Annotated in this window: 20 protein-coding genes; 12 read left to right on the forward strand and 8 right to left on the reverse strand. The window is 62.0% G+C overall.

Going from position 1 to position 21,785, the window contains the following annotated elements; translation table 11 throughout:
* The first annotated feature begins 172 nt into the window (after positions 1-172).
* The 3 genes from WD767_15985 to ndk all read left to right on the forward strand — a co-directional run bounded on the left by WD767_15985 (position 173) and on the right by ndk (position 2,706).
* The gene (locus WD767_15985) at positions 173-1,648 is read left to right on the forward strand and encodes a leucyl aminopeptidase (GenBank protein MEX2617589.1); all 1,476 of its coding nucleotides are present in this window, start codon (positions 173-175) and stop codon (positions 1,646-1,648) included.
* 36 nt (positions 1,649-1,684) lie between these two features.
* Positions 1,685-2,167, forward strand: a complete 483-nt coding sequence (locus tag WD767_15990; protein ID MEX2617590.1) for a DNA polymerase III subunit chi — start codon at positions 1,685-1,687, stop codon at positions 2,165-2,167.
* A gap of 116 nt (positions 2,168-2,283) precedes the next feature.
* Positions 2,284-2,706 (forward strand): nucleoside-diphosphate kinase, encoded by a 423-nt coding sequence (ndk, locus tag WD767_15995; protein MEX2617591.1) that lies wholly within the window; start codon positions 2,284-2,286, stop codon positions 2,704-2,706.
* A gap of 82 nt (positions 2,707-2,788) precedes the next feature.
* On the opposite strand, the gene WD767_16000 is transcribed toward ndk, so the two are convergent.
* From WD767_16000 to purM, 3 genes are all read right to left on the reverse strand, one after another.
* Entirely contained in the window at positions 2,789-2,920 is a 132-nt protein-coding gene (locus WD767_16000; GenBank protein ID MEX2617592.1) for a hypothetical protein, read from the reverse strand.
* 70 nt (positions 2,921-2,990) lie between these two features.
* Positions 2,991-3,641 (reverse strand): phosphoribosylglycinamide formyltransferase, encoded by a 651-nt coding sequence (purN, locus tag WD767_16005; protein ID MEX2617593.1) that lies wholly within the window; start codon positions 3,639-3,641, stop codon positions 2,991-2,993.
* Entirely contained in the window at positions 3,641-4,711 is a 1,071-nt protein-coding gene (purM, locus tag WD767_16010; GenBank protein ID MEX2617594.1) for a phosphoribosylformylglycinamidine cyclo-ligase, read from the reverse strand. Before purM ends, purN begins: the two co-directional genes overlap by 1 nt.
* A 63-nt stretch (positions 4,712-4,774) precedes the next feature.
* Between purM and WD767_16015 the strand changes: the two genes are divergently transcribed.
* From WD767_16015 to WD767_16045, 7 genes are all read left to right on the forward strand, one after another.
* Positions 4,775-5,893 (forward strand): DUF2066 domain-containing protein, encoded by a 1,119-nt coding sequence (locus tag WD767_16015; GenBank protein MEX2617595.1) that lies wholly within the window; start codon positions 4,775-4,777, stop codon positions 5,891-5,893.
* Positions 5,894-5,896: 3 nt separating this feature from the next.
* The gene (locus tag WD767_16020) at positions 5,897-6,520 is read left to right on the forward strand and encodes a CDP-alcohol phosphatidyltransferase family protein (protein ID MEX2617596.1); all 624 of its coding nucleotides are present in this window, start codon (positions 5,897-5,899) and stop codon (positions 6,518-6,520) included.
* Positions 6,517-7,605: an AI-2E family transporter gene (locus WD767_16025; protein ID MEX2617597.1), complete on the forward strand. Its 1,089-nt coding sequence runs from the start codon at positions 6,517-6,519 to the stop codon at positions 7,603-7,605. The genes WD767_16020 and WD767_16025 overlap by 4 nt, the downstream gene beginning before the upstream one ends.
* Entirely contained in the window at positions 7,602-8,285 is a 684-nt protein-coding gene (locus WD767_16030; protein MEX2617598.1) for a DnaA/Hda family protein, read from the forward strand. Before WD767_16025 ends, WD767_16030 begins: the two co-directional genes overlap by 4 nt.
* A gap of 1 nt (position 8,286) precedes the next feature.
* Entirely contained in the window at positions 8,287-9,066 is a 780-nt protein-coding gene (locus tag WD767_16035) for an SDR family oxidoreductase (protein ID MEX2617599.1), read from the forward strand.
* A gap of 260 nt (positions 9,067-9,326) precedes the next feature.
* Positions 9,327-11,468, forward strand: coding sequence for an RNA degradosome polyphosphate kinase (locus tag WD767_16040; GenBank protein ID MEX2617600.1), 2,142 nt, complete (start codon positions 9,327-9,329; stop codon positions 11,466-11,468).
* A gap of 4 nt (positions 11,469-11,472) precedes the next feature.
* The gene (locus tag WD767_16045) at positions 11,473-13,008 is read left to right on the forward strand and encodes a Ppx/GppA family phosphatase (GenBank protein ID MEX2617601.1); all 1,536 of its coding nucleotides are present in this window, start codon (positions 11,473-11,475) and stop codon (positions 13,006-13,008) included.
* Between the two features lie 467 nt (positions 13,009-13,475).
* Here the strand turns inward: WD767_16045 and rnd are convergent, their stop codons facing one another.
* Complete coding sequence (rnd, locus tag WD767_16050; protein ID MEX2617602.1) at positions 13,476-14,648, reverse strand: ribonuclease D; 1,173 nt, start codon at positions 14,646-14,648, stop codon at positions 13,476-13,478.
* 129 nt (positions 14,649-14,777) lie between these two features.
* Between rnd and aspS the strand changes: the two genes are divergently transcribed.
* The gene (gene aspS / locus WD767_16055; protein ID MEX2617603.1) at positions 14,778-16,556 is read left to right on the forward strand and encodes an aspartate--tRNA ligase; all 1,779 of its coding nucleotides are present in this window, start codon (positions 14,778-14,780) and stop codon (positions 16,554-16,556) included.
* 52 nt (positions 16,557-16,608) lie between these two features.
* Here aspS and WD767_16060 read toward each other — a convergent pair whose 3' ends face one another.
* Positions 16,609-17,316: a GGDEF domain-containing protein gene (locus WD767_16060; GenBank protein ID MEX2617604.1), complete on the reverse strand. Its 708-nt coding sequence runs from the start codon at positions 17,314-17,316 to the stop codon at positions 16,609-16,611.
* A 198-nt stretch (positions 17,317-17,514) separates the two neighbouring features.
* The gene (locus WD767_16065; GenBank protein ID MEX2617605.1) at positions 17,515-18,480 is read right to left on the reverse strand and encodes a D-glycerate dehydrogenase; all 966 of its coding nucleotides are present in this window, start codon (positions 18,478-18,480) and stop codon (positions 17,515-17,517) included.
* On the opposite strand from WD767_16065, the gene WD767_16070 reads away from it, so the two are divergent.
* Entirely contained in the window at positions 18,479-19,384 is a 906-nt protein-coding gene (locus WD767_16070) for a DUF1849 family protein (GenBank protein MEX2617606.1), read from the forward strand. The genes WD767_16065 and WD767_16070 overlap by 2 nt on opposite strands.
* 33 nt (positions 19,385-19,417) lie before the next feature.
* On the opposite strand, the gene WD767_16075 is transcribed toward WD767_16070, so the two are convergent.
* Positions 19,418-20,704 (reverse strand): DNA polymerase IV, encoded by a 1,287-nt coding sequence (locus WD767_16075; protein ID MEX2617607.1) that lies wholly within the window; start codon positions 20,702-20,704, stop codon positions 19,418-19,420.
* Complete coding sequence (locus tag WD767_16080) at positions 20,680-21,588, reverse strand: ROK family protein (protein MEX2617608.1); 909 nt, start codon at positions 21,586-21,588, stop codon at positions 20,680-20,682. The genes WD767_16075 and WD767_16080 overlap by 25 nt, the downstream gene beginning before the upstream one ends.
* Positions 21,589-21,785 lie beyond the last annotated feature (197 nt).

The raw sequence follows: 21,785 nt of genomic DNA on the forward strand, positions 1-21,785 counted from the left end.
CGCAAATGCAAGGCCATTTCGAATGCTTTACCCGGTCGGCGCCTTGCGTTTCATTTCCTTTCCGCCGGAACCCGGTTAGACTGCGGCGGAAGGGTGGCGGCGCCGGTGTCCGGCGGCAATCGAATATGCCGTGCCGAATATTTGGCCGCCTCGTGTCAGTCTGGAGCAAATCATGAAAATCTCTTTCGCCTCGCTTGGTTTCCCGTCATCCGGCGCCGTCGTAGTGGGCGTAAAGGAGGGCGCCGTCCTGACACCCTCCGCCGAAGACATCGACAAGAAGACTGCCGGCGCCGTGGCGCGCGCGATCTCGGCGAGCCGTTTCACCGGCGCCAAGGGGCAGTCACTTGAAATTCTGGCGCCCGCCGGCATCAAAAACAGCAGGGTGCTGCTGGTCGGATATGGGAGCGGCCTGGACGAGCTTGCGCAACAGGCGCTGGGTGGTCGTATCTGCGCGCATATGAACAATGTGGGTGAAAAAGACGCGCATATCCTGCTGGATAACGACCTTGAAGAAGCAGCGGGTGTTGCGGCCCAGATCGCGCTGGGGGTGCGGCTGAAAGGCTACCGCTATGACCGCTACCGGACAAAGGAACCCAAGGACAAGAAGCCGACGCTGAAATCGCTGACCCTGCGGCTCAAGGGTGCTGGCGCGGCGCGCGGTATGTTCCAGGCGCTGGACGCTGTTGCCGATGGTGTGTGGTTCACCCGCGATCTGGTTTCGGCGCCTCCGAACGAGCTCTACCCGGAAAGTTTCGCAAACCGCGCCAAGGAACTGACCAGGCTGGGGGTCAAGGTCGAGGTGCTGAATGAAAAGCAGATGGCGAAGCTTGGCATGGGCTCGCTACTGGGCGTCGGCCAGGGCTCCGAGCGCGAAAGCAAGCTGGTGATCATGCAGTGGAACGGGGCGGCGGCGTCAAAGCGGCCGATTGCCTTTGTCGGCAAGGGGGTCACGTTCGATACCGGCGGCATATCGCTGAAGCCGGGCGCCGGCATGGAAGACATGAAATGGGACATGGGCGGCGCCGGCACGGTTGCGGGCCTGATGAAGGCGCTTGCTGGCCGCAAGGCAAAGGCCAATGTCATTGGCATCCTAGGACTTGTCGAAAACATGCCGGACGGTAATGCGCAACGGCCCGGCGATGTGGTGACGTCGATGTCCGGCCAGACAATAGAAGTGATCAATACCGACGCCGAAGGGCGACTGGTTCTCGCCGATGCGCTCTGGTACACGCAGGATCGTTTCAAGCCGCAGTTCATTGTGGACCTCGCGACCCTGACGGGCGCGATCATCATGGGTCTCGGCCATGAATATGCGGGTCTGTTCTCCAATGACGATACGTTGAGCGAAAACCTCACAGCGGCTGGCAACGCGACCAACGAGAAAGTCTGGCGGTTGCCGATGCACGAAGCCTATGACAAGCAGATCAACAGCGATATCGCCGACATGAAGAATGTCGGCGGCCGGCCAGCCGGGTCGATTACCGCAGCGCAGTTCCTGTTGCGCTTCGTCAACAAGACGCCCTGGGCGCATCTCGATATCGCCGGGATGGCCTGGTCGACGAAGGACACCGATACGGTTCCGAAAGGGGGAACCGGCTATGGCGTGTTGCTACTCGACCGGCTTGTCCGGGATTATTACGAAGACTGATGAGCGCCGGACGTTCCGGCCGGTACGGCGAACGACGTGACGGAAATTCGGTTTTATCACCTGCTGCAAACCGCGCTGGACCGGGCGCTGCCGCAGTTGCTGGAACGGACGCGGTCGCGGGGCTGGCGGGCCGTCGTGATGGCGCGTTCTTCCGAACGGGTCGAGGCTCTGAACGGGCAACTGTGGACATACAGCAACGACAGTTTCCTGCCGCATGGCAGCGCGGTGGACGGCAATGCGGCGGAGCAGCCTGTCTGGCTGACCGAAACGGACGAAAATCCGAATGGCGCCACAGTCCTGTTCCTGACAGATGGCGCGGTGTCGTCCCGAATAGCCGAATTCGACCTGGCCTGCGAGTTGTTTGACGGTCATGACGACGAAGCAGTCGCCGCGGCGCGCGACAGGTGGCGCGAATACCTTGCCGCCGGGCATCACCTGACCTATTGGCAGCAATCCGAGCACGGCGCCTGGGAGAAAAAGGCCGAAGCCAATACCGGCGGAACCATGGACGACGCCTGAACCACATCCGTCTCCGGCAGTTGGAGGCGCCCTTGCTCCCCCGAGATTAGCCGTCTATAACGCCGCCCAAATTCGCCCGAATACCCATATCAGAACCAATCGAAGGAACCAGATCCATGGCCGTTGAACGTACTTTGTCGATCATCAAGCCGGACGCTACGCGCCGTAACCTGACCGGCGCCATCAACGCCCGGTTTGAAGAAGGCGGGCTTCGCATCGTGGCGCAGAAGCGCGCGCAGTTGACCCGTGCGCAGGCGGAGTCGTTTTACGGCGTGCATCGCGAGCGCCCGTTCTTCGGTGACCTGTGCGCCTTCATGATTTCCGGTCCCGTCGTGCTGCAGGTCCTCGAGGGCGAAAACGCCATTGCCCGAAACCGCGAGATCATGGGCGCGACCAATCCCGCAAACGCCGATGCGGGCACGATCCGCAAGGATTTCGCAGAATCCGTGGAAGCAAATTCCGTACACGGTTCCGATGCGCCCGAAACGGCCGCGCAGGAAATAGCGTTCTTCTTCAGCCAGACCGAAATCGTCGGCTGAAATCGGGGAAACGCGGCGGCGAATGAATTCGCCGCCGTAACCTGTTTTCCACTGGACCGATCAGTTACAAGTGTCGTCAGATCTATGTCATCGCCGCTGCCAGGATCAGCAGGAATACGGCCGTGGCTGCGGCGCCCCAACCCAGCAGTTTCACCAGCATGCTCCAGGTCTGGAGATTTTCCCTCGGCGCATCCTTGAACTCCAACTTATGCATGATCGGTTCTCTCCCAATTAACTGATGCGGCAACTGAATCCGGTCTTTTCGTATCCCGTGAAGGGCGAATTTACACGACGGCTGACGGGCATATCAACGCCTTTTCGGGGCCCGGAGGCAGGTCCACCATCGCCCGGTTTCCGGCGACGCGCACCCGTTTCTCGGCAATCAGCTTCACGGCCAGCGGGTAGATGACATGCTCCTGCGCCAGGATCCGGGCGGTCAGCCTGTCCGCGTCGTCTTCGTCGAAAACCGGCACCGCCGCCTGGACGATGACGGGCCCCGTATCCATGTCCGGCCGGACGAAATGGACCGTACAGCCGGAAATCCGGACGCCGTCGTCCAGGGCGCGCTGCTGCGTATCGAGTCCCTTGTAGGCAGGCAGCAGCGACGGGTGGATATTGATCAACCGGTCGCGCCAGCTGTCCACGAATGCGGCGGTGAGGAGCCGCATGAATCCCGCCAGGCAGACCAGTTCGGCCTCGAATTTGCGAATCCGCGTATCCAGCGCTGCATCGAAAGCGCTGCGGTCGGCGTAGTCGCTGTGGCTGATCACCGCGGTTTCGATTCCGGCTGCGGCGGCACGTTGCAGGCCGAGGGCATCGGCGCGGTTCGAAATGACGCCGACGATCCGCGCCGGAAAACCGTCCTGCCGGCAGGCGTCGATGAGGGACTGCAGGTTGCTGCCCCGGCCTGAAATGAGAACCGCGACGCGGAGCATTAAGGGGTGATGTCCGGGGCGAAAGTCACGGCGGTGCCACCGTTGCGCGGTACGATTCGGCCGATCTCGAAGACGTCTTCACCGGCGTGTTCCATTACGGAACGGATGGCCACGGTCGACCGGGCGTCGACGATAACGACCATGCCGATACCGCAATTGAATGTCCGGCGCATTTCCCCGTCAGAAATGTCGCCCTGCCGGGCGAGCCAGTCGAAAATCGGCGGCGTCGGCCATGACGCGGGGTTCAAAGCCGCGGCCAGGCCATCCGGCAGCACGCGGGGCAGGTTTTCGGTCAGGCCGCCGCCGGTAATATGGGCGAAGGCCCGGATACCGCCGATTTTCAGCGCGGCGAGGCAGCTTTTCACATATATCCTTGTCGGCGTCAGTAGGGCGTCGCCGAGGCCGGTTCCCGGCGCGAAGGGAGCTTCGTCGGCAAAATCCAGCCCAGACTGCGCGACAATGCGCCGGACGAGCGAATAGCCGTTCGAATGTACGCCGCTCGACGCCAGCCCGAGAATGACGTCGCCCGCGGTGACCGATTTGCCGGTCAGAATCGACTCGCGCTCCGCCGCGCCGACGGAAAACCCGGCGAGATCGTAATCGCCATCGGCGTACATGCCCGGCATTTCCGCAGTTTCGCCGCCGATCAGGGCGCAGCCGGCCTGTCGGCAGCCAACCGCAATTCCGCTGACCACGGTTGCGGCAATGCCCGTGTCCAGCTTGCCGCTGGCGAAATAATCGAGGAAGAACAGTGGCTCGGCGCCCTGGACGACAAGGTCGTTTACGCACATTGCGACAAGGTCGATACCGACGGTATCGTGCCGGTTCGCGGCGATGGCGATGGCGAGCTTTGTCCCCACGCCGTCGGTTGCCGCGACGAGGACGGGATCCCGGAAACCGGCCGCTTTCAGGTCGAACAGCCCGCCGAAACCGCCCAGGGCGGCATCGGCGCCGGCGCGCGCCGTACTGCGGGCGAGGGGCTTGATGGCCTCGACCAGGGCGTCCCCGGCATCGATATCGACACCGGCGTCGCGGTAGGTCAGGCCTTTGGTCGGAAAATCGCTGACTATGGCATCCTCACAGGCAAACGGCTATACATTGGGCTGAAAATACTTGATCCGGGATGCTTTGCAATGCTCCACCGGCTCTTCCGGCCAATCTCTTTCGCAATTGTACTGTTCGGCTGTGCTATTGCGCTAACCGTTTCCGTCGGCGCACGCGCCGCCGATGCCTTCACCGTGACCGGCGTACCGGTCGATGCGCAGGCCGAAGACGAATTGAAGGCGAAGGCGATCGGTATTGCGCGCGGACAGCAGGCAGCGCTTCGCCAGTTGCTGATGCGCATGACGCTTCGCGCCGATCATGACCGGTTGCCGGCGGTGGACGCCCAGGCGGTCACGCAGATGGTGCGGGACTATTCCATCGAAAGCGAAAAATTTGGCGGCGGCCGCTATATCGCTACCTTGACCACCCGCTTCAAGCCCGATGCGGTGCGCGCCCTGTTGCGCCAGGCGAATATTCCTTACGCGGAAACGGCGAGCCAGCCCGTACTCGTCCTGCCGGTATTCCAATCCGCCGGGGTCTCCAGCCTGTGGGACGATCCCAATCCGTGGTTCGCCGCCTGGACGCGCCAGCGCCTAGGCAACGTATTGCTGCCGCTGGTCGTGCCGGTTGGCGACCTGCAGGATATTGCGGTCATCGGCGCAGAACAGGCCCTTCAGGGACAGGCGGACAGGCTGGTGGAAATCGGGGCCAGGTACGATACCCGTAATGTGATGGTTGTCGCCGCGAATCTTCAGATCAGCCCGGGTGACGGCGCAATGCGCCTTGAGACCGTGTCGACCCTGTTTTATGAAGGCGTGCAGCAGCAGACGGGGGTTCGGCGGTTTGACGCCGTCGCGGAGGAACCGCGCGATACGTTTCTGGATCGCGCCGCGCGGGCCCTGGCGGATGAGGCGAATGAATCGTGGAAGCGCGACAACCTGCTGGAGCACGGCGTTGAAAACAGCATGGCGCTATATATCCCGCTGGACAGCCTCGAGACCTGGCTCGATATTCGGGGTCGGCTGCGCGGCATAGCCGGGATGAAACAGGTCCGGGTCGTGCGTCTGTCAGTCGCTTTTGCTGAGGTGACATTATCCTATGTGGGGAACCCGGCACAGCTTCGCCTGGCGTTGGCGCAGCAGGATCTCGACCTTCGCTACAATGCCCAGGATGCCCGCTGGACCCTGCACGCAGACAGGGGCAACTAGGCAGTGGGTTCCGGCGGTTTCGTCGGCAGTATTCCGAATCTAATCACCCTGCTGCGCTTGTTCGCGGTGCCGATTCTGGTCTGGCTGATCCTGTACGGATTTCTGGAGGCGGCCTTCTGGGTCTTCGTCGCAGCCGGCGTTTCGGACGGGCTGGACGGGTTCATCGCCAAACGGTATGGGTTGGTAACCCGGTTGGGCACCTACCTGGACCCGATTGCCGACAAGGCGCTGCTGGTCAGCGCGTATATCACGCTTGGCCAGGCCGGATATATCGATACTCTGCTGGTTATACTGGTCGTATTTCGCGATGTGCTGATCGTCGGCGGCACGGTAATGTTTCACGCGCTCGGTAACCCGATTGAAATGAGACCTTTTTTTATAAGCAAACTCAATACATTAATGCAGATCATGCTGGTCTGCGCCGTGCTGGCGAATCAAGGTATAGGTCTCCCGGATTTCGGCATGCTGCCAACGTTGAGCGTGCTTGTCGGCGTGACAACGGTGCTTTCCGGGCTGGCCTACCTGGGGCGCTGGGTCTTCGGCGTTCGCGTCGTGCCGCCGGAATGGTCGGCGACCGAAAAAGCGGATAGGTTGCTGCGTCGCAAATCTTCCGGGAAAGAACGATGACGACCGCACAACGCGCCATGGCCTGGACCGCCGGCCTGCTCGTGTTTATCGCGTTGATATTTCTGCTGCGCGATATTCTGCTGCCGTTCGTCGTCGGTATGGCGATCGCCTATATTCTCGATCCCGTCTGCGACAGGCTTGAGGCAAGGGGCTTTTCGCGAATGCTCGCCACGACCCTGGTCACGGCGCTCTTCTTTGTAATCATGCTGTTGATCATCCTGCTGCTGACGCCGCTAATTACGGCCCAGATCATCGAATTCGTCGAGAAGGTGCCCGGCTATGTCGCGACCCTGCGGGACAAGGCCGGCCAGTTGACGGGATTCGTTGAAAGCCGCATGTCGGAAGAAGACATTGGCAAATTACAGGAAATGCTGGGATCCGCGACTGACCCGATGCTGAAATACATGGCCGGGTTTGCCAGGGGGATCGTCAGCGGAATCGGTATGTTCCTTACGCTGCTGTCGCTTGTTGTCATCACGCCCGTCGTGACCTTCTACCTGTTGCGGGACTGGGATGTGATGATTGCGCGGGTGGACAGCTGGCTGCCGCGCGAAAAGGCCGAGATTATTCGCGAACAGGTCCGCCTTATTGACGATACCCTGGCCGGTTTCGCGCGCGGGCAGGCGCTTGTGTGCCTGCTGCTGGGCATTTTTTACGCCGTGGGGCTGACGGTCGTCGGGCTCGATTTCGGAATTGTCGTCGGCTTCACGACGGGCCTGATTTCATTCGTTCCGTATTTTGGCATGCTGTTCGGATTCGTGGTGGGCATGGGCATTGCGATTGCGCAATTCGGTGAAGTCGTTCCGGTCCTGCTCGTGGCGGCGGTCTTTGTGGTCGGACAGGTCCTGGAGGGTAATTTCGTCACGCCGAAGCTGGTTGGCGACCGGGTCGGGCTGCATGCGGTCTGGATCATCTTCGCGTTGATGGCGGGCGGGGTGTTGTTCGGATTTCTCGGCGTTCTGATCGCCGTCCCGGTCATGGTAGTCATCGGGGTTCTCACCCGCTTCCTGCTTGGCCAGTATCTGGACAGCCCGCTATACGATTCTGAAGGGAAGCCACGGGAAGAGGAAGAAGGCGGCACGTGATCGAACAACTGGTTTTCGACCTTCCGCACAGGCAGGCGCTCGGCGCGGGCGATTTCTTTCTGGCGCCGTGCAACCGCGACGCGGTCGGCTGGCTGGATCGCTGGCCGGACTGGCCGGCGCCGGCCCTGATCATTCACGGACCGGCCGGCAGCGGTAAGACCCATATGGCGGAAGTCTGGCGGGCGCGGTCCGGCGCGCGGGTTGTCCGGAATACCGATATCGCGGCGCAGCCCCTGGCGGCTTTCGACGATGGCGGAAAATGCTGGATCGTTGACGGTGTTGCCCCAGGATTCGAGGAAACGCCATTCCTTCATTTTTACAATGCGGTTGCGGAGCGCGGCGGCCACCTGCTGATTACGTCGCGAAGCGCGCCGTCGCGATGGTCGCTGGCGTTGCCCGACCTGAGGTCCCGGCTGACCGCGGCGCCGGCCGTCGCCGTGGGGCGCCCGGATGACACGTTGCTGGCGGCCGTACTGGTCAAGCTGTTTGACGACCGCCAGCTTCCGGTCGGGCCGGATGTGCTAACTTATCTGCTTGCAAGGATGGAGCGCAGTTTCTCGGCGATGCATGCGCTGGTGGCGGCACTGGACCGGCAGGCGCTCGCGGAACAGAAGAAGGTCACGGTTCCGATGGCGCGCAATATATTAACGAAGTTCAGCAAACAGAAAGACGGAGATTAACATGGACCTGGGGATTGCGGGCCGTAGGGCGATCATCTGCGCGGCGTCCAGGGGGCTGGGCAAGGCCTGCGCCATGTCGCTCGGGCGCGAAGGCGTGGATCTGGTGATCAACTCGCGGACGGCCGAGACGCTGGAAGCAACGGCAGAGGAAATTCGCAAGGATTCCGGCGCCAAGGTGACGGTAGTGGCCAGCGACATCACCACGAAGGAGGGCCAGGCCGCGGTGCTGAAGGCGCTGCCGAACCCGGATATTCTGGTCAACAATGCAGGTGGTCCGCCGCCGGGCAATTTCCGCGATTGGGAACGCGAGGACTGGATCAAGGCGCTGGATGCCAACATGCTGACGCCGATCTTCCTGATCAAGGCGACCATAGACGGCATGATCGAGCGCAAGTTCGGCCGCATCGTCAATATCACCTCGCAGGCGGTGCTGTCGCCGATCGAAGTGCTGGGCCTTTCCAACGGCGCGCGAGCCGGGTTGACCGGCTTTCTGGGCGGACTGTCGCGCAATGTCGCGAAACACAATGTCGTCATCAACAACTTGCTGCCGGGGCCGTTCGATACCGACCGCTTCCGCACCAATGTGGGGCTGGCGGCGAAGAGGGCGGGCATTACCTACGAGGCCGCACTGAAGATTCGCGAAGACGCGACACCGGCCGGCCGGGTCGGTTACCCCTATGAATTCGGCGAGGCCTGCGCTTTCCTGTGCGGGGTCCATGCCGGCTTTATCGTCGGGCAGAACGTGCTGATGGACGGCGGCGGTTTCAACGCGTCGTTCTGATCCGGCAGGCGATATGTGTCGCGCGACACCTTGCGCCTGCCGCCGGGCGCTGCCTTTCCGGGGAGTGTTGCCTGATCGTCTCGTATCGGAAGGTTCGCCGTGTGTGGGGCTCGAAATATTACGGAAACACTGCTAATTTGGAATTCGCCCCTGCGCCGTTCGATGTTTTCATTGTTTCAAAGTGTTACTGATTAAATTGCGTTTGGCGCCATTATGTCGGCGACGTTGCCGGCGGGAGATTCGTGTTGAACGATAAAGTTATGCCGTTGGCGAACGCGGCCAAACCGGTTCCCGGCCTGGACTCGGTGGACCGTTTCCTGAATCGCGAACTGTCATGGCTGCAGTTTAACTGGCGCGTGATTGACGAGGCCCGTAACAGCCGTCATCCTCTGCTGGAGCGACTTCGGTTTCTCTCCATTTCCGCCGCTAACCTGAACGAATTTTTCATGGTCCGCGTTGCCGGCCTGAAGGGGCAGGTGGCGGCGTCGGTGATGATGCCCAGCCAGGACGGGCTGACGCCGGCACAGCAGTTGACGGCGATTACCGAGGAAGTGAGCCGGCTGATTGCCGCGCAGCAGGATTGCTGGCGGGGAATCCGCCAGAAAATGCGCGCCGCGGGAATCGATGTGATTACACGCGGTGAACTGAAACCGTCCGAGTACAAATGGCTTGAGGAATGGTTCATGGAGCGCGTCTATCCGGCGCTGACGCCGTTTGCCGTGGATTCGACCCATCCGTTTCCCTTTATCCCCAATGGCGGGCTTTGCCTGGCGCTGGAACTGCGGCGGTTGCGCGACGGAAAGGTGCGGCGCGGACTGGTGCCGTTGCCGCCGAAGATTGTCCGTTTCGTTCGCCTGCCGGGGGAAGAGGTCCGCTTCATTCCCATGGAAAAGGTGCTGCCGCTTTTCTTCGATCACCTGTTTCCCGGATTTGCCAGTACCGGGCAGGGAGTGTTCCGCGTGTTGCGGGACAGCGAAGTGGAGATCGACGAAGAAGCGGAAGACCTTGTCCTGACCTTCGAAACGGCGCTCAAACAACGGCGGCGCGGCAATGTGATCCGGTTGACCGTCGACGCGACAATGCCGGCGAAACTGCGCCGTTTCATCGTCGAACAGTTCGAGACAAGCGAAACGGACGTCTATCCGGTCGACGAACTGCTGGCGCTGGCGGATCTGGGGCAACTCATCACCGCCGACCGGCCGGACCTGCAGTTCGAGCGCTATGAACCGCGGTTCCCGGAACGAATACGGGAATTCGATGGCGATTGCCTCGCCGCGATCCGCGCGAAGGATATTCTCGTCCACCACCCCTATGAAAGTTTCGATGTGGTCGTCCAGTTCCTACGGACGGCGGCGCGCGATCCGGACGTGGTGGCGATCAAACAGACCCTATATCGGACATCGGACGATTCCCCCATTGTGCAGGCGTTGATCGAGGCGGCGGAATCCGGCAAATCGGTCACCGCGCTGGTCGAACTCAAGGCGCGATTCGACGAAGAAGCCAATATCCGCTGGGCGCGGGATCTGGAACGCGCCGGCGCCCAGGTCGTATACGGCTTCGTCGATCTGAAAACTCACGCGAAGGTGTCGATGGTGGTACGCCGACAGGCCGGAAAGCTCGTCACCTATGTCCATCTGGGAACCGGGAACTATCACCCGGTCACAGCGCGGATATATACCGATCTCAGTTTCTTTACCTGCGATGCGGCGTTGGGGCGGGATGCGTCCCGTCTGTTCAACTACGTCACCGGCTATGCCGAGCCCGGCATCCTGGAAAAGGTCGCGATCGCGCCGTTAACGCTGCGTTCGACCCTTGAGAACCTGATCGCGCGGGAGATCGGCCATGCGAAGGCGGGCCGGCCGGCCATTATCTGGGGGAAACTGAATTCTCTGGTCGATCCGGGGATCATCGACGCGCTTTACAGGGCCAGCATGGCGGGTGTCCGGATCGATCTGATCGTACGCGGCATCTGCTGCCTGCGGCCCGGGATTGAGGGGCTGTCGGAAAATATACGGGTAAAGAGCGTTGTTGGCCGATTTCTGGAGCACAGCCGGATTGTCTGTTTCGGCAATGGCGAGAGCCTGCCATCGGCCAATGCTGCGGTCTTCCTGTCGTCGGCGGACTGGATGCCCCGCAACCTCGACCGGCGAGTCGAATCCTTTTGGCCGGTGGAAAATCCGACGGTGAAGGAACAGGTCCTCGAACAGATCATGGTAGCGACGCTGAAGGATGAGCGGCAAAGCTGGATCATGGCGCCGGACGGTTCATATCGGCGCGTCAAGGCGGCGCCGGACTCGTTTTCGGCGCATGAATATTTCATGACCAATCCCAGCCTTTCGGGACGGGGAAATACATTGACCGATGCCCCGCCTGCGATTCCAAACATGTCCGGCGAAGGTTGAACAGGTGTCTGGTATCCTTTCCCGCGGCAGGATGGCCGGTCGTTCGGCGCGGAGCAAACCTGTTGCGGTCATAGATGTCGGGTCCAATTCCGTCCGGCTGGTCGTATTCGACGAAACCAAGCGGGTGCCGGTCCCCGTCTTCAATGAAAAAGTATCTTGCGGTCTTGGCCGCGGGCTGGATTCGACGGGGCGACTGCATCCTGACGGGATAGCGATGGCGCTGCAGAGCCTGCGGCGTTTCGTGGCGCTGACCGCAGCGATGGGCGTTGTGAATGTGGTCGCAGTCGCGACGGCGGCTGTCCGCGAGGCGTCGGACGGTCCCGCGTTTATCGACAGGGTGGCGGCGGAATGCGGCCTGCAGGTGAAGACGATCCCGGGTGAGGAGGAAGCCCGGCTTTCCGCGCTTGGCGTCCATTCGGCATTTCCGGATGCCGACGGATTCATGGCCGATCTCGGCGGCGCCAGTGTCGAACTCGTCCGGATGGATAAGGGCGAATTGCGGGAGCAGGTGACGCTCCCGATAGGGCCGATACGGCTGGCCGAAGGCAATATCGATCCCGGGGAACTGATCAATCGCAATTTCGACACGCTGGACTGGATCGGAAAGGCGAAGGGCGGCACCTTCTATGCGGTCGGCGGGGCGTGGCGCGCCCTGGCGCGGGTGCATATGAATTACACGAAATATCCGCTCCTGGTGGCGCATCACTACCGGATCAGCCGCCGCGGCGCCCTGGATTTTGCGGAGCTGATCTCGCATCTCAGTCAGGATTCGCTGCGTCAGGTTCCGGGCCTGTCCAGGCGCCGGGCCGAAAGCCTGCCTTTTGCCGCCCAGATGCTTGAAAACCTGGTGCAGCGATCCGGTGTTTCGCAGGTCGTGTTTTCCGCGTTCGGCCTGCGCGAGGGCTGTATCTACGACCGCCTGTCGAAGCGCCTCAGAAAGGAAGACCCACTGATCGCCATGGCGCGAGACCTTGCGTGGCGGACCGGCCGGGTGACGGCCGATGGCGAAGCGCTGTACCGCTGGATGTCGCCCGTGTTCCCGGGTGAAAGCGAACGCGAGGCCAGATTGCGCCGCACGGCATGCCTGCTGGCGGACCTGGAATGGTCGGAACATCCGGATTACCGGGTGGAGCACGCGCTGCTGCGAATCCTGCGTTATCCCCTGGTCGGTGTGGATCATGCCGGTCGCGCTTATCTGGGTTTTTCAGTGGCGTCGCGACATGCGCGGGTACGCGACGTTTTGTTCGACCGTTTCCTGCGCTCCCTGATGGACGATGTCGAAGCCAACCGCGCCCGTTCGACGGGGCTGGCCATGCGGCTCGGCTATACCGTCTCGGGCGGGGTCATTTCGCTGCTGGAACAGACATCGGTCCGGCGCGAGCGCGGTGACCTGACCCTGGAACTGCCGGATCACGCGGCTGTCCTGGTCGGCGATGTGGTGCAGCGGCGCTTTGAGTCGCTGGCGTCGTCCCTGAACTGCACGCCGAAAATCGTATACAGCCAAACTGCCAAACCGTCGCCGGCACAGAACGGGAAGTAATGGCAGCCGGCCTGCTCTATTGCGGCAGGACTGAGCGGACTGTTTCGATAATGTTGTACGACTGTCCATCCTGCATGCGGGTCAGCGCGAACCGGGCGCCGTACCGACCGACGGGAAGCGAATTTTTCGTTTCGTGTGGCAGGATGAAAAATTCGACGCCGCACGGGCGTGACACCTGGCCGGAACGATTCGCCAGTTGCCGTACGCTGCTGTCGTGCAGGGAAAAGGTATAGCTGCCGCCCGCATATCCGTTCCGTCGTGGCGGTTGCTGGCCAGCGGGCCGCACCGGTAGTCGCGGTATCCATGGCCCGAGTCATGATCGACATATTTCTGAAGCGAACAGCTCCGGCCGATATCGCAGTCCACCGGAAAAGACAGGACCGGCGGGGCGGGTTCGGCGATAGCGTTTGCCGCGACAGTCAGTAACGCGAGGATGCCCAGTATCCGGACGGGCGCCATGGTTGCTTCTAGGCGCTCTTCAGATTGATGACGCGGGTCTTGTGCCCCTTGACCGCCAGGGCGACTTCGCCCCGTTTCAGCGCCAGCGCGTCCTCGCCGAAGATTTCCCGCCGCCAGCCCTGCAGGGCCGGTACGCTGGCATTGTCGTCCCCGGCGATCAGTTCGAGGTCGTCGGAACTGGCGATCAGGCGCGGCGCGACGTCATGGGTTTCCGTCACATGCTTCAGCAGGACCTTCAGCAGGTCGGTGACGGCGCCGAGGCCCGACTGGCGGGATTGCTGTTTCGGCAATTGCGGCAGTTCCGAATCCGGCAGATTTCGCGCCCGGTTGACCGCCTCGATGATTTCCGCGCCGGCGGCGCTGTTCGCATAGCCCTTCGGCAGGGCCCGCAACCGCTCCAGCGCCTCCGTGCGCGCCGGCGCCTGCGCCGCGATCTCGAGAAGCGCGTCGTCCCGCAGAATCCGGTTGCGCGGTACATCCCTGGTCTGTGCGGCGGTTTCGCGCCAGGCCGCGAGTTCCCGCAGGATCGCATGGAAGCGCGGGCTGTTGTTGCGGGACTTCAGGCGGCGCCATGCCAGTTCGGGCTCCAGCCGATAGGTATCCCGGTCCATCAGAATATTCATTTCCTGATCGAGCCAGTGCGTGCGGCCGCTTTCCTCCAGTTGCGTCGCCAGCTTTTCGTAGGCCGGTCGCAGATGGATGACATCTGCCAGCGCATAGGACAGTTGCTTCTGGGTCAGGGGGCGGTGCGCCCAGTCCGTAAACCGGGACGATTTGTCGGTCGCCGCGCCGACCAGCCTGGCGACAAGATTTTCGTAACTTACCTGGTCGCCGAAACCGCAGACCATGGCCGCGACCTGGGTATCGAAAAGCGGTTCGGGAATGGAGCCGGTGGCGTGGAAGAATATCTCCACATCCTGGCGGCCCGCATGGAACACCTTCAGCACGTCCCGGTTCGCCATCAGGTCATAGAGCGGTTGCAGGTCTATATCCGGCGCGAGAGTATCGATGGCCACCGCCTCGTCCGGGCCCGCGATCTGGACGAGGCACAGGCGTGGCCAATAGGTGCGGTCCCGCAAAAATTCGGTATCGACGGCGATATAATCGGCGCCGCTCACGCTCTTGCAGAAAGCCGAAAGGCGTCTGCTGTCTGTAATCGGTGTAATTTCCATGACTGACATGAATACACCGAGTCGCCCGGGGGAAAAAGGTCCGGCGCGATTTTGCACGTAATTACGTCGGATGCCTTGACAATACGGCGTAATCAGTGCCCTTTGCGCGCCGAAATTCCCAACCGGCGGCGTAAAAAAATGCATCTCTATCGTACGCATCTTTGCGGCGCGTTGCGCCTCGAACATGAAGGCCTGACTGTCCGGCTGTCCGGCTGGATCGATCGCAAGCGCGACCACGGCAATCTGCTGTTTATTGACCTGCGTGACAATTACGGCACGGCACAGCTTGTCGTCGATACGGGCAATCCGATCTTCGTCGAACTCGAGCGCCTGCCGCTGGAATCGGTGATCACGGTAACCGGCACGATATTGCGGCGCAGCCCGGAAACGGTGAATGCGAACCTGCCGACCGGCGAGGTCGAACTCGGCGTGGCGAAATTTTCCGTGCAGTCGCTGGCGGATCCCCTGCCGATGCCGGTCAACCAGGACGCGGGTTATCCGGAGGAAATCCGCCTCAAATACCGCTTCCTCGACCTGCGCCGCGAACAGATGCACCGCAATATCCTGTTGCGGTCGCGGATCATATCATCCATTCGCCGGCGCATGGTGGAAGGCGGCTTCACGGAATTCCAGACTCCGATCCTGACTGCGGCGTCGCCGGAAGGCGCGCGCGACTTTCTGGTGCCAAGCCGCCTGCATCCGGGCAAGTTCTACGCGCTGCCGCAGGCGCCGCAGCAGTTCAAGCAACTGCTTATGATCGCCGGATTCGACCGCTATTTTCAGATCGCGCCGTGTTTCCGCGACGAGGACGCCCGGGCGGACCGGTCGCCGGGCGAGTTCTATCAGCTTGATGTCGAGATGTCCTTCGTGACCCAGGACGACGTGTTCAATGCGCTCGAACCCGTGTTGGGCGGAGTGTTTGAGGAATTTGCCGATGGCCGCGCGGTGACCCCGGCGCCGTTCCCGCGGATTCCGTTTGACCAGGCGATGCTGGAATATGGCTGCGATAAGCCGGACCTGCGGAACCCGCTAAAAATCGTCGATGTCAGCGAGGCGTTCCGGGGGTCGAGTTTCCGGGTTTTCGCGCAGGCTGTTGAAAAGGGATCGGCGGTGCGCGCCATACCGGCGCCGGGGGCTGCAACGAAGCCGCGTAGCTGGTTCGACAACATGAACAACTGGGCGCGCAAGGAAGGAGCGCCTGGGCTTGGCTATATCATCTTCGAGGAAGGCGGGGGCCGCGGTCCGATCGCCAATAATCTTGACGCCGAACGCATCGCCCTGATCCGCGATGCGACCGGGCTTGCCGACGGGGACGCGGTATTCTTCGCCGCCGGCGCGCCGGGCGAGGCGGCGGAACTGGCCGGCAAGGCGCGCACCCGGATCGGCGAAGACCTTGAACTGGTGGAGCAGAACGCCTTCCGGTTCTGCTGGGTGGTTGACTATCCGATGTACGAGAAGAACAAGGAAACCGGCAAGATCGAATTCAGCCACAATCCCTTCTCGATGCCGCAGGGCGAGATGGCAGCGCTGGAAAACGCCGACCCCCTGTCGATCAAGGCCTATCAGTACGATATCGTCTGCAACGGCATCGAACTGTCGTCCGGCGCGATCCGGAACCACAGGCCGGATATCATGTACAAGGCCTTCGCCATCGCCGGGTACGACCAGAACGCAGTCGAAACCGAATTTGGCGGCATGCTGAACGCGCTGAAATACGGCGCGCCGCCGCATGGCGGTTCTGCGCCGGGGATCGACCGGATTGTCATGCTGCTGGCCAATGAACCCAATATCCGCGAAGTCGTTGCTTTTCCCATGAACCAGCAGGCGGAAGACCTGATGATGGGGGCACCGGCGGTGGCCGATCCCGCACAGTTGCGGGAGCTTCACCTGCGAATTGTGGAGCCGCCAAAGAAGTAGCCCGCGACAACGGATAATCTCCGGACTTGCAATAGTCCGGTTCCGTATCCGGTCAGGCGGGCAGAATGTTCGGTGTTTTCCCGGATTTTTGCATGTACATGTTTACGTCCGCCCGGGTGAAAACATCTTCGGGATTTGTCTCTGCGCCGAAGCACTGGCTGCCGACGCTCGCCCGGACATGAATATTCTTGCCGCGCCATGGTGCGACCAGACCGTTCAGATACAGTTCAATCAGGTTTGCGCGTTCCGCGGCATGCTCCGGCGTCGTCTGGTTCAGCAGGACGGCGAATTCGTCGCCGCCGATCCGGGCGACGTCGTCCAGCTTGCGGACGCACTGCTTCAGGACGCGCGCGACAGAGGCGAGCACATAATCGCCGGCCGCATGGCCATAGGTATCGTTGACGGTCTTGAACCCGTCCAGGTCAATGACCAGCAGTGCGCCGGTTTCACCATAGCGCTGTCCCCGTTCCACCGCGCGGTTCATCGCCTCTGAAAAACCGCGGCGGTTCAGCAGCCCGGTGGCCTCGTCCGTGACGGACAGGGTGCGGAGCTGCTCAATCTCGCGCCGCTGTTCGCTGATCCGGGCCTGTGCCTCCGCTGCCGCAGTCAGGGCGCGTTCGAGCAGATGGCGCAAGGCCTGGTCGGCCCGCTGTTCCGGGTCCACGGTATCCAGCAGCCGCGCCGCAACCCGTGCGACGTGATTACCGACAGGATCGGCCGAGTGGCCGTTCCGGCGCCTGTAATCCTGCGGCATATCCATTTTTTGCTCTCCCGTGACGTTCTTATGGGCTTTCTGTCCGGGGAGTCGCAAACGCCATGCCAAGGAGCAAGGGTATGAATTTCTGCGATGATTATAGTTAACGGGAAGTCAGGGGGCGGCGCGGGGGAATCTTCTGCCACGATGGCCTGGAATATTCTGCCCCGATCCGGCCAGCCTCTGTCCGTCCCGGCTTCGGGATCAGTTCAGGGCGTCCGGCGCCGTTTTCCCGGCGAATACCGCGTCAAGGTTGTCGAGCGCCCGGAAGCCCATGGCGTCGCGGGTGTCTTCGGTGGCGCTGCCGATATGCGGCAGCAGGAAGGCGTTCGGCAGGTTCAGGTACCCGGGGTCGAATCGCGGCTCTCGATGGTAGACATCAAGCCCGATACCGGCGACCTTGCCGTTTTTCGCGGCGGCAATGAGCGCTGCGTCATCCACGATATTGCCGCGCGCCGTGTTGACGACAATGGCGCCGTCCGGCAGCAGCGCAATGCGCTCCGCGTTCAGGAAACGGATGGTTTCGGGAGAGGACGGACAATTGATCGACAGGAATTGCGCCTGGGCAAGCATGTTCTCGGGCCGGGCGTGGTACACGGCGCCTTCCTCCAGTTCCGGGGACAGGCGCGACCGGTTACTGTAGTGGATTTCCATGTCGAAGGCGCGTGCGCGTTTCGCCACCGCGCGGCCGATCCGTCCCATGCCCAGGATGCCGAGCCGTTTCCCCGTCATATGGACGCCCAGCATGGTGGTCGCTTCCCAGCGCCCCCATTTTCCGTCGCGCAGCATGGCGGTCGATTCGTGCTGACGGCGGGCGGCGCCCAGCAGGCAGAGCAGCGCAATATCCGCAGTGGCATCGGTCAGAACGTCCGGCGTATTGGTGATCGTGATGCCGCGCGCAGTGGCGGCGTCGACATCGATGTGCTCATAACCCACGGAATAGGTGGCGATGGCCTTTACGCTGTCCGGCAGGCGTTCGATGACCGCGGCGGAAAACCGTTCCGTGGAGCAGGTCAGTATGGCGTGGACGCCGTCACTGCTGGCAATCAGGGCGTCGGTATCATATTGTCTGTCGTCGCTGTTGAGTTTCGCGTCGTAGTCGCGTGCGGCACGGGCCTCTACCGCAGTCGGCAATTTACGGGTAACGAATAGAACGGGACGGTCTGCCATGTATATTTTCCTGAGTTCGTCGTGGCGGCAGAATGCGCGAGCCGTGCCCCAAAAGCAACATACGTACCCGCGTCGCGCGTCCGACCGTGCCGGCATTGTCCGCGCTGTACAATTTTTACGTTGCATTTTCCTTGGCGGTGGTCTGATCGCCGTCGCATGCCCTGCTGCGGCGTTCGAGATCATGCCGCACCGTGTCGCTTACTCTTTCGAGGTGATCGGACGCGATTCGCAGTCAGGCATGATTGATATTGCCGGCGGCATGTCGTTCGAGTGGGCGGATGCCTGCGATGGCTGGGCGCTTGATCAGCGATACCTGCTGCGCATCACCAATGACGACGGCGAGGATCTGGTAAACCAGGTCAGTAGCGTGAACTGGGAATCAAAGGACGGCAGGCGGCTTCGATTCAATACCAGGAGCGAGATAAATGGGGAAGTTGTCGAGGAATACAGCGGTGACGCAACACTCGACGAGGCCGGCGGGAAGGGCGTCGCGCACTTCACCATTCCGCGTGACGAGACTGTTTCCCTGCAGGCGGGAACACGGTTCCCGACGAACCTGACCCAGGTACTGATGGCGGCTGCGGCGCGGGGTGAGCGCAATTTCAGCGGTCTGGTATTCGAAGGCGGGGACCTGGAGGGTTCCGTGTCGGTAACCGCAACGATTCTGCCCCAGCGTCCGGCGCGGCATAAGGGCGTGCTGAAACCGCCGCTAGGCCCCCATCCCGTCTGGCCTGTCTATACAGCCTATTTCAAACCGGGAAAGCACGACGGAACACCGGAGACAGAATTTTTCATGGATATTCAGGATAACGGCGTCGTGCCGGATTTTACGCTGAATTACGGGGGGCTGAAGCTGCGAGCGCATATGGAACGAATCCAGATGTTACCGCCCATAAAATGTTGACGGACCGTTAATTTTCCTCGATGTGTCGCCGATTCAGGGTAATTGCCGCCCCTTGCCGATAGCGCTTTCGCCCAGCCTGGCGCGCACATCGTCCATGGCGCGCTCGACGCGCGCGAGTTTGCCCGTCGCGCCGCTCAGCAGGTCGGGCAGGTCGCCTTCTTCCGCATCCAGAATATCCGCGATCCCGACCCCGATCAGGCGATAGGCCGGACCGTTCGTTTCCTTTTCCAGCATCGCAGTGGCGGTGCGGTAGATGATTTCGGCCAGTTGCGTCGGGGTCGTCAGCGTGCGGCTTCGGGTCACCTGCCGAAAATCGGCCCGTTTCAATTTCAGCGTGATGCTGCGGCCGGCGAGATTGCGGGTCTTCAGGCGGCGGGAAACCGTTTCGCACAGCGGCCAGAGGCGCTTGCACAGCGTATCCAGGTTATAGATGTCCTCCGCGAACGTCGTTTCGGCGGAGATGCTTTTGGGTGTGGAGGAGGGCGACACCTTTCGGTCGTCATGGCCCCGCGAGAAATGAAACAGGCGATGGCCGATCGATCCGTAGCGCGCGACGAGATCCGTTTCGGTCATGCGCTGCAGATGCCCTACCGTCGTAACGCCGTCGCGGCGAAGCTTGTCCCGCAGCGCCTTGCCGACACCCCAGATCGTCCCGACCGGCCGCGGCGCCAGAAAGGCCGGCGCCTCCTCCGCGCCGACCGCGGCAAATCCGCGTGGCTTGTCCAGGTCGGAGGCGACCTTGGCGAGAAACTTGTTGTAGCTGAGTCCGATGCTCGCGCTGACGCCGATTTCCGTTTCGATGCGCTTCACGATCAGCGCCAGCGTCCGGGCGGGCGACCCCTTGTGCAGCGCCCGGGTGCCGTTGAGGTCGAGATAGGCCTCGTCGATGGAAAGCGGCTCCACCAGCGGTGTAAAATCCTGCATGATCGCGCGGATCTGCTGGCCGACAGCGCCGTATTTACCCATGTCCGGCCGGATGACGACTGCGTCCGGACAGGCTTTCATCGCCTGGAACATGGGCATGGCGGAGCGAACGCCATAGAGGCGGGCGACATAGCAGGCGGCGGATACGACGCCCCGGTGTCCACCGCCGACGATGACCGGCCTGTCGCGTATGGCGGGATTGTCGCGCTTCTCGACCGAGGCATAGAACGCATCGCAATCGATATGGGCGATCGCCAGAGTACCGAGTTCCCTGTGCTGGCGCAGGCGCGGCGATCCGCAGGCGGGGCAGCGCCCGGATTCTACCATCGAGTCGAACTCCGTCAGGCAGTCGCGGCACAGCGCCTGGATCGTCATGGCGCCGCGTCTTCCGGCCATAGCCAGGCCGCCCCCCGGACGCCGCTGGAATCGCCATAGGCGGGCGGAACCAGAACCGTATCGACCCGGTCCGAAAAGACCCATTCGCGCCACATGCCGGGTACATTGGCGTACAGGCGCGCCACGTTGGACATGCCGCCGCCCAGGACGATGACGTCGGGGTCGAGCAGGTTGATGACATGGGCAAGAGCGCGAGCAAGCCGGCTTTCATATCGCGCCATGCTTGCATTGCAGGCCGGGTCGCCGTTTTCGGCGGCGGCAACGATCGCCGCCGCGTCCAGCCGTGTGCCCGTATCCGCGGCGTGGCGCGCGGCGAAACCGGTACCGGACAGATAGGTTTCGATGCAGCCCCGCATTCCGCATTTGCAGTGCGGGCCCGGGTATTCCGAGGTCAGCATCCAGGGTAGCGGATTGTGGCCCCATTCGCCGGCAACGGCATTCCGGCCACGCAGCACCGCGCCGTCGATCACCACGCCGCCGCCGCATCCCGTGCCGAGAATAACGCCGAACACGATGGCGGCGCCCCGGGCCGCACCATCGGAGGCTTCCGACAGCGCAAAGCAGTTGGCGTCGTTCATCATCCGAATCGGCCGGTCCAGAAGCGTCTCCAGGTCGCGGTCGAAGGGGTGACCGTCGATCGGGGCGTTCGGCGCGTTCTTGATCACGCCCGTGGCCGGAGACAGGGCTCCCGGAACGCCGAATCCGAGCGAGCAGCGCTGTCCGAGCGCCGCTTCCATGCCGTCAATCAGTGTGACGATGGCGTTTAACATGGCGTCGTAACCATCTGAAGGCGTGGCGATTCGCCGCCTCATGGCGAAACTTCCATCGGCATGGAGCGCCGCTGCCTCGATCTTGGTGCCCCCGACATCCACACCGATGCGCATTGCCGCCGCTCCTGAGGTGACGCAAATAATATTGGCGAAGTTCCTGCCGGTCCTGGCCGGCAAGCCGAAAATTTCGGTAAGTTCGTGGCTTTTCCCAAGAGAGTCACGTAATTTGACCGTCAGTGACAATGCATTTTCGGTCGTTCAGGTATTGTTAATCGTAATTTTGTTAATATAACCCCGCTGGCTCTAGGGAA

The sequence above is a fragment of the Alphaproteobacteria bacterium genome, from assembly GCA_040905865.1.
Taxonomy (GTDB): domain Bacteria; phylum Pseudomonadota; class Alphaproteobacteria; order UBA8366.